Source organism: Bacillus sp. VT 712 (genome assembly GCF_001614195.1).
GTDB classification, from domain to species: Bacteria; Bacillota; Bacilli; order Bacillales; family Bacillaceae_H; genus Priestia; species Priestia flexa.
On record NZ_LWBK01000070.1, the window covers coordinates 1 to 5212 of the forward strand.

The following is a 5212-nucleotide window of genomic DNA, read 5'->3' on the forward strand; positions in this document are numbered from 1 at the left end:
GGCGGTTGAACTAATTAAGCCCTATAACTATCTTGGAATGAAAATGATGCAGGGGCTTGGAGAAGGGATTTTTAGACTGCTATTCTTCTCCATTCCAGGAATGGTGATTGTCTGGTTTTTATTCCCGATAGATTTATCAGGCCACGTACAGACATGGATTTATTTTAGTTTTTCAATTATCTTTAGCTTTATTGTTAATACTCAAATTAACTTATTAACGGGAATTACGACATTCTTCTTGTTTAATAATGATGGATTAATTCGTGCAAAGCGCGTTATCATAGATTTGTTTTCAGGGCTTTTATTACCAATTAGCTTTTATCCTCTTTGGGCACAAGATTTAATGGGGTATCTTCCTTTTCAAGCAATCAGCTATATTCCAAGCATGATCTTTACAGAAGGATTTACGGGAAGTGAAGTGGTAACTGCATTGGTGACACAGCTTATTTGGTCACTGCTTTTATTTATTCCTATCGTCTTTCTATGGAATGTTGCAAAGAAAAAGATGGTCATCCAAGGAGGGTAAGCAATGTTTTATTTTTCTATGTTCTTTCAATACATCAGTCAATATATAAAAACCAGACTTCAATACCGAGCTGATATGGTTGTTGAAGTTGTATCTGATTTACTATTTCAAGCAGTAAACTTAATTTTTATTTTAGTTGTATTTGGCCACACTCAATTTCTCAACGGTTGGTCACGAGAAGAAATCATTTTTATTTATGGATTCTTCCTAGTTCCTTTTGCGGTATTCTCTTCATTCTTTAACATTTGGGATTTTAATGAGCGCTATATTGTTAAAGGTGAAATGGATCGTATCTTAACAAGACCTATTCATAGCTTGTTTCAAGTGATTTTAGAAAGAATGGAATTAGAGTCTTTATTTGGAGCAATCACCGGGGTGGCAGTGATGATTTATGCTGGCTCCATTTTAGACCTTTCGTTTGCTTGGTATGACTTTTTCATCTTTATTCTATTTGTGCTCGGGGGAGCGTTGGTATATGCAGGTATCTTTATTGCACTCGCAAGCATAGGTTTTTGGTCAGATGCTCGTACGTCTATTATGCCAACGATGTATAACATTGGAAACTATGGACGCTATCCTGTTGATATTTATAACAACGTCATTCGTTATGTGCTAACATGGATTTTACCGTTTGCCTTTGTTGGAGTATATCCAGCTGCTTACTTCTTAGGAAGAGAAGAATGGTATGGCTATGCATTTTTAACTCCAGTTATGGGGGTTATCTTTTTTACTCTAGCTATTGTCTTATGGAACGTTGGTGTAAAAAGGTATCGAGGAGCAGGCAACTGATGCCTGCTTTTTTTATGCTATTGAACAGTAATGAGTAGGTAGGGGACAACGTATAGTAATACAAGAACTTTTTTACTTAAAGGAGTATCCGTATGACGGTTTCGTTGATTCTAGTCATTGTGTTTCTAATGGTAGGAAGCATGAAATTTTTGTTTGAAAAAGAGCTCGGTGAATTTCATTTCTTCTCACTTGGTCATTTTTTTGTTTTACTTTATTCATATTTAACGGTTTTGCTTGGCTTTAGCTTAATCTATACGGTTTTTGAAATGAGTAATATAGAAGTAATTAGTGGAGGATTTTATCATCAAGAACATTATTTTTATACACTGTTCAACAGCATGTATTTTAGTGCCATTACGCTATTCTCTGTAGGGTATGGAGATATGTATCCCGTTGGTATTGGAAAGATGTTTGCAACAATCGAAGCTCTCATTGGGTATATGATGCCAGCTGTTTTTGTGATTCGCACGGTAAGTCGAAATGAGAAAGTTTAAAAGTTGTCTTAAATCGCGAAATTGGTTACCCTATAACCATAGAGAACTGTATAAAAGGAGCGATATAAGATGACAGTAACAGTAGGTGAAGTAGCACCAGATTTTAAACTAGCAGCTAACAATGGAGAAGAGGTAGCTCTATCTGATTATAAAGGTCAAAATGTTGTTCTTTATTTTTATCCAAAAGATATGACGCCGGGCTGTACGACAGAAGCATGTGATTTCAGAGATGCTCATCAAGAATTTGCAGACTTAGATGCAGTTATCTTAGGCGTAAGTCCAGATCCAATTGATAAACATCAAAAATTTATTGATAAACATGGACTACCATTTTTACTATTAGCAGACGAAGATCATCAAGTTGCTGAAGCATATGGTGTATGGAAGTTAAAAAAGAACTTTGGAAAAGAGTATATGGGCATTGAGCGCTCGACGTTCATTATTAACAAAGACGGTGAAATTGCGAAAGAATATCGCAAAGTGCGTGTGAAAGATCACGTAGCAGAAGCTTTACGTTTTATTAAAGAAAATTTAGCATAATTAAGGCATTCGTCTATAACAAAATCTTTCGTTATGCGTATGATAACAGTGTAGGGCATACCTCCTCAGGTGTTACGATATAAAGCGCGACTTAGATAGTCGCGTTTTTTTTTGAATGAATAAAAAATCGTTTAAAAATAATATATAGTAGGAATTGTTAATGAGATTGACAAAGTGAAGCAGTAAGAGTTACACTAATTGTAAGAATTATAAAGTAAGAATGCTTATAGAAGAGAGGTGCATGACGTGTCAAATCATTTACAAGAAGCGCTTGAAATGCTGAAAGAAACTGGCGTTCGCATTACACCGCAACGTCATGCTATTTTAGAGTATTTAATCAATTCAATGACACATCCAACTGCTGATGATATTTATAAAGCATTGGAGGATAAATTTCCTAATATGAGTGTGGCAACCGTTTATAATAATCTACGCGTTTTTAAAGAAGTAGGAATTGTAAAAGAGCTAACTTACGGAGATGCTTCAAGTCGTTTTGATTATATTACGACCGAGCATTACCACGTAATATGCGAAAAGTGTGGAAAAATTGTTGACTTCCATTATCCAGGATTAGATGAAGTAGAAGCACTTGCAGCGCACATTACCGGGTTTGAGATTAGTCACCACCGTATGGAGATTTATGGTACTTGTCCGGATTGTACAACTAAAAAAGCACATTAAAAAGCTGATAGTTATGATATACTATCAGCTTTCTTTGTGTCTTTTCTATTATATTTCTCATCAAACTCTTTTCCATCAAGGGCTGGATCTAGAGTCAAAGGCTCATTGCAGTACATACATAAGTCTACTCGTCCAAGCATTTTCGTATGTTTATTACAGGTTGGGCATGTGACCTGTACAGCTTTAGTAGAAAGCATGCCAATCCAAAAGTAAACAACGGTACTAGCAATGATACATAGTAAACCTAATAGCATAAAAATGGTCATAAGCCACATGGAAGATTTAAAAAAGATTCCTCCATACATCACGATGAAGCCAATAAAAATTAAGCTTAATGCAAATGTCCTGATCTTATTGATTTTACTTGAGTATTTAATTCCCATGAAAAATCTCCCTCCCACTTTATAAATATAGCATAATTGTAAGAAAAATAAGTCTTTTAGGTTGAATTAACTGATAGAACTGTTTAGGGAGTGAATACAAGAGAGAATTTGTTATAATAAGCTGTGAGGAAGTCCATCACGAACATTCACACTAAATGTGTTTCAATATAAAAGAAGATTAGACCAATATCTTTAATTATGATAGTGAGGAGCTTGCAGAATGGAAGATATTTTACGACCGCTATACCAAGAGCGAGCAAGTAAAAAAGAAACGTTAGGTATTTTATTAATAGAAAAAAGGAAAACAGATTCACCAGTTACAGATGACTTAGATGCCATACTATTTATTATCACAAGTAACAATGAGGTACCTGTGTTTGTGAAGCAGTATGAGTATAAAGAACAAAGAGCAGCTCTTTATATAGCTTCAGAACAGCAGATCAGCGAATGGATTATGATAGGTACCAACCGACGTACTGTTGATTGGGTGTTAAATGGAAAAGTACTGTTTGATCGTAATGAATACGTAGCAAATTTGAAAAAAAGACTACTGGATTTTCCGCGCGAAGATCGAGTGAAGAGGATAGGTATTGAATTTGCCAAGCTTATTCGCCGTTTTAAAGAAGGAAAAGACTTTTATACGTCAAATCATCATCTAGATGCATTCAATCATGTGGTTCATGCTTTACACCATTTAGCGCGTCTATCAGTACTAGAAAATGGGTTTTACCCAGAGGTTACTGTTTGGAATCAAGTGAAAAAAATTGAGCCATCTATTTATCGTTTATATGAAGAGCTTGTTGGCAGCCAAGAAGAGATAAACAAGAAGCTTGAGCTATTATTCTTAGCTAGTGAGCTTTATGTAAATAAAAAAGTTGATATAGGTTCTACACATCTATTAACAATTATGAGCGAAAAAGAAGAGTGGACGTTTAATGAACTCATTTCACATCAGCAAGTTAACCCATATGCAATCGATTTAGGAATTTTGCTAGAATTCCTCATCCAAAAAGAGATTGTAGTTGTTCATAAAGTGGAGACAAAAGGAAAGAGTTTATATCATCGTCACTACGCTATTAATAAGGGTTAATAAAGGAAAGATAAAAAAACAAATGTTTTTTTATCTTTTTTTAAAAAAGATGTTGACGTTCATGAAAATACATGTTAAATTTATATACGTCGCTGATGAGCGATACCAAGTTTATGAAAAACTTGAAAAATAATCTTAAAAAAGTTGTTGACAAAAAGTTAACTACTTGGTAAGATAAGAAAGTCGCCTAAGAGCGGCGGTTGAACTTTGAAAACTGAACAGAGCGACAAACGTCAACGTTAATTTTTAAAAACTTTTATGAGCAAGTCAAACATTTCTTCGGAGAGTTTGATCCTGGCTCAGGATGAACGCTGGCGGCGTGCCTAATACATGCAAGTCGAGCGAACTGATTAGAAGCTTGCTTCTATGACGTTAGCGGCGGACGGGTGAGTAACACGTGGGCAACCTGCCTGTAAGACTGGGATAACTCCGGGAAACCGGAGCTAATACCGGATAACATTTTTTCTTGCATAAGAGAAAATTGAAAGATGGTTTCGGCTATCACTTACAGATGGGCCCGCGGTGCATTAGCTAGTTGGTGAGGTAACGGCTCACCAAGGCAACGATGCATAGCCGACCTGAGAGGGTGATCGGCCACACTGGGACTGAGACACGGCCCAGACTCCTACGGGAGGCAGCAGTAGGGAATCTTCCGCAATGGACGAAAGTCTGACGGAGCAACGCCGCGTGAGTGATGAAGGCTTTCGGG

General features: G+C 36.2%; 7 protein-coding genes and 1 rRNA gene. 7 read left to right on the forward strand and 1 reads right to left on the reverse strand.

The genetic code is table 11. The annotated features are described in order from the left end of the window. The 5 genes from A2U94_RS19535 to perR form a co-directional block, all read left to right on the forward strand. Positions 1-526 (forward strand): ABC transporter permease (locus tag A2U94_RS19535; RefSeq protein ID WP_062954776.1); only part of this gene is annotated, 526 nt, incomplete at its 5' end. Positions 527-529: 3 nt separating this feature from the next. Next, the gene (locus A2U94_RS19540) at positions 530-1315 is read left to right on the forward strand and encodes an ABC transporter permease (protein ID WP_025909545.1); all 786 of its coding nucleotides are present in this window, start codon (positions 530-532) and stop codon (positions 1313-1315) included. 92 nt (positions 1316-1407) lie between these two features. Beyond that, on the forward strand, positions 1408-1809 hold the full coding sequence (locus tag A2U94_RS19545; protein ID WP_025909546.1) for an ion channel: 402 nt from the start codon (positions 1408-1410) through the stop codon (positions 1807-1809). Positions 1810-1878: 69 nt separating this feature from the next. Next, positions 1879-2349 (forward strand): thioredoxin-dependent thiol peroxidase, encoded by a 471-nt coding sequence (bcp, locus tag A2U94_RS19550; protein ID WP_025909547.1) that lies wholly within the window; start codon positions 1879-1881, stop codon positions 2347-2349. A gap of 276 nt (positions 2350-2625) precedes the next feature. Further along, on the forward strand, positions 2626-3030 hold the full coding sequence (perR, locus tag A2U94_RS19555; protein ID WP_061786178.1) for a peroxide-responsive transcriptional repressor PerR: 405 nt from the start codon (positions 2626-2628) through the stop codon (positions 3028-3030). A gap of 11 nt (positions 3031-3041) precedes the next feature. Here perR and A2U94_RS19560 read toward each other — a convergent pair whose 3' ends face one another. After that, the gene (locus A2U94_RS19560) at positions 3042-3413 is read right to left on the reverse strand and encodes a YgzB family protein (protein ID WP_025909549.1); all 372 of its coding nucleotides are present in this window, start codon (positions 3411-3413) and stop codon (positions 3042-3044) included. 220 nt (positions 3414-3633) lie between these two features. Between A2U94_RS19560 and A2U94_RS19565 the strand changes: the two genes are divergently transcribed. Beyond that, positions 3634-4503 (forward strand): nucleotidyltransferase-like protein, encoded by an 870-nt coding sequence (locus tag A2U94_RS19565; RefSeq protein ID WP_025909550.1) that lies wholly within the window; start codon positions 3634-3636, stop codon positions 4501-4503. A gap of 276 nt (positions 4504-4779) precedes the next feature. Beyond that, a 16S ribosomal RNA gene (locus A2U94_RS19570) occupies positions 4780-5212 on the forward strand; the annotation flags it as partial.

Bases quoted from the DNA above. Each gene is read 5' to 3' on its own strand.
- A2U94_RS19540 (WP_025909545.1), top strand. From the start codon at position 530: ATGTTTTATTTTTCTATGTTCTTTCAATACATCAGTCAATATATAAAA.
- A2U94_RS19545 (WP_025909546.1), top strand. From the start codon at position 1,408: ATGACGGTTTCGTTGATTCTAGTCATTGTGTTTCTAATGGTAGGAAGC.
- bcp (WP_025909547.1), top strand. From the start codon at position 1,879: ATGACAGTAACAGTAGGTGAAGTAGCACCAGATTTTAAACTAGCAGCT.
- perR (WP_061786178.1), top strand. From the start codon at position 2,626: ATGCTGAAAGAAACTGGCGTTCGCATTACACCGCAACGTCATGCTATT.
- A2U94_RS19560 (WP_025909549.1), bottom strand. From the start codon at position 3,413: ATGGGAATTAAATACTCAAGTAAAATCAATAAGATCAGGACATTTGCA.
- A2U94_RS19565 (WP_025909550.1), top strand. From the start codon at position 3,634: ATGGAAGATATTTTACGACCGCTATACCAAGAGCGAGCAAGTAAAAAA.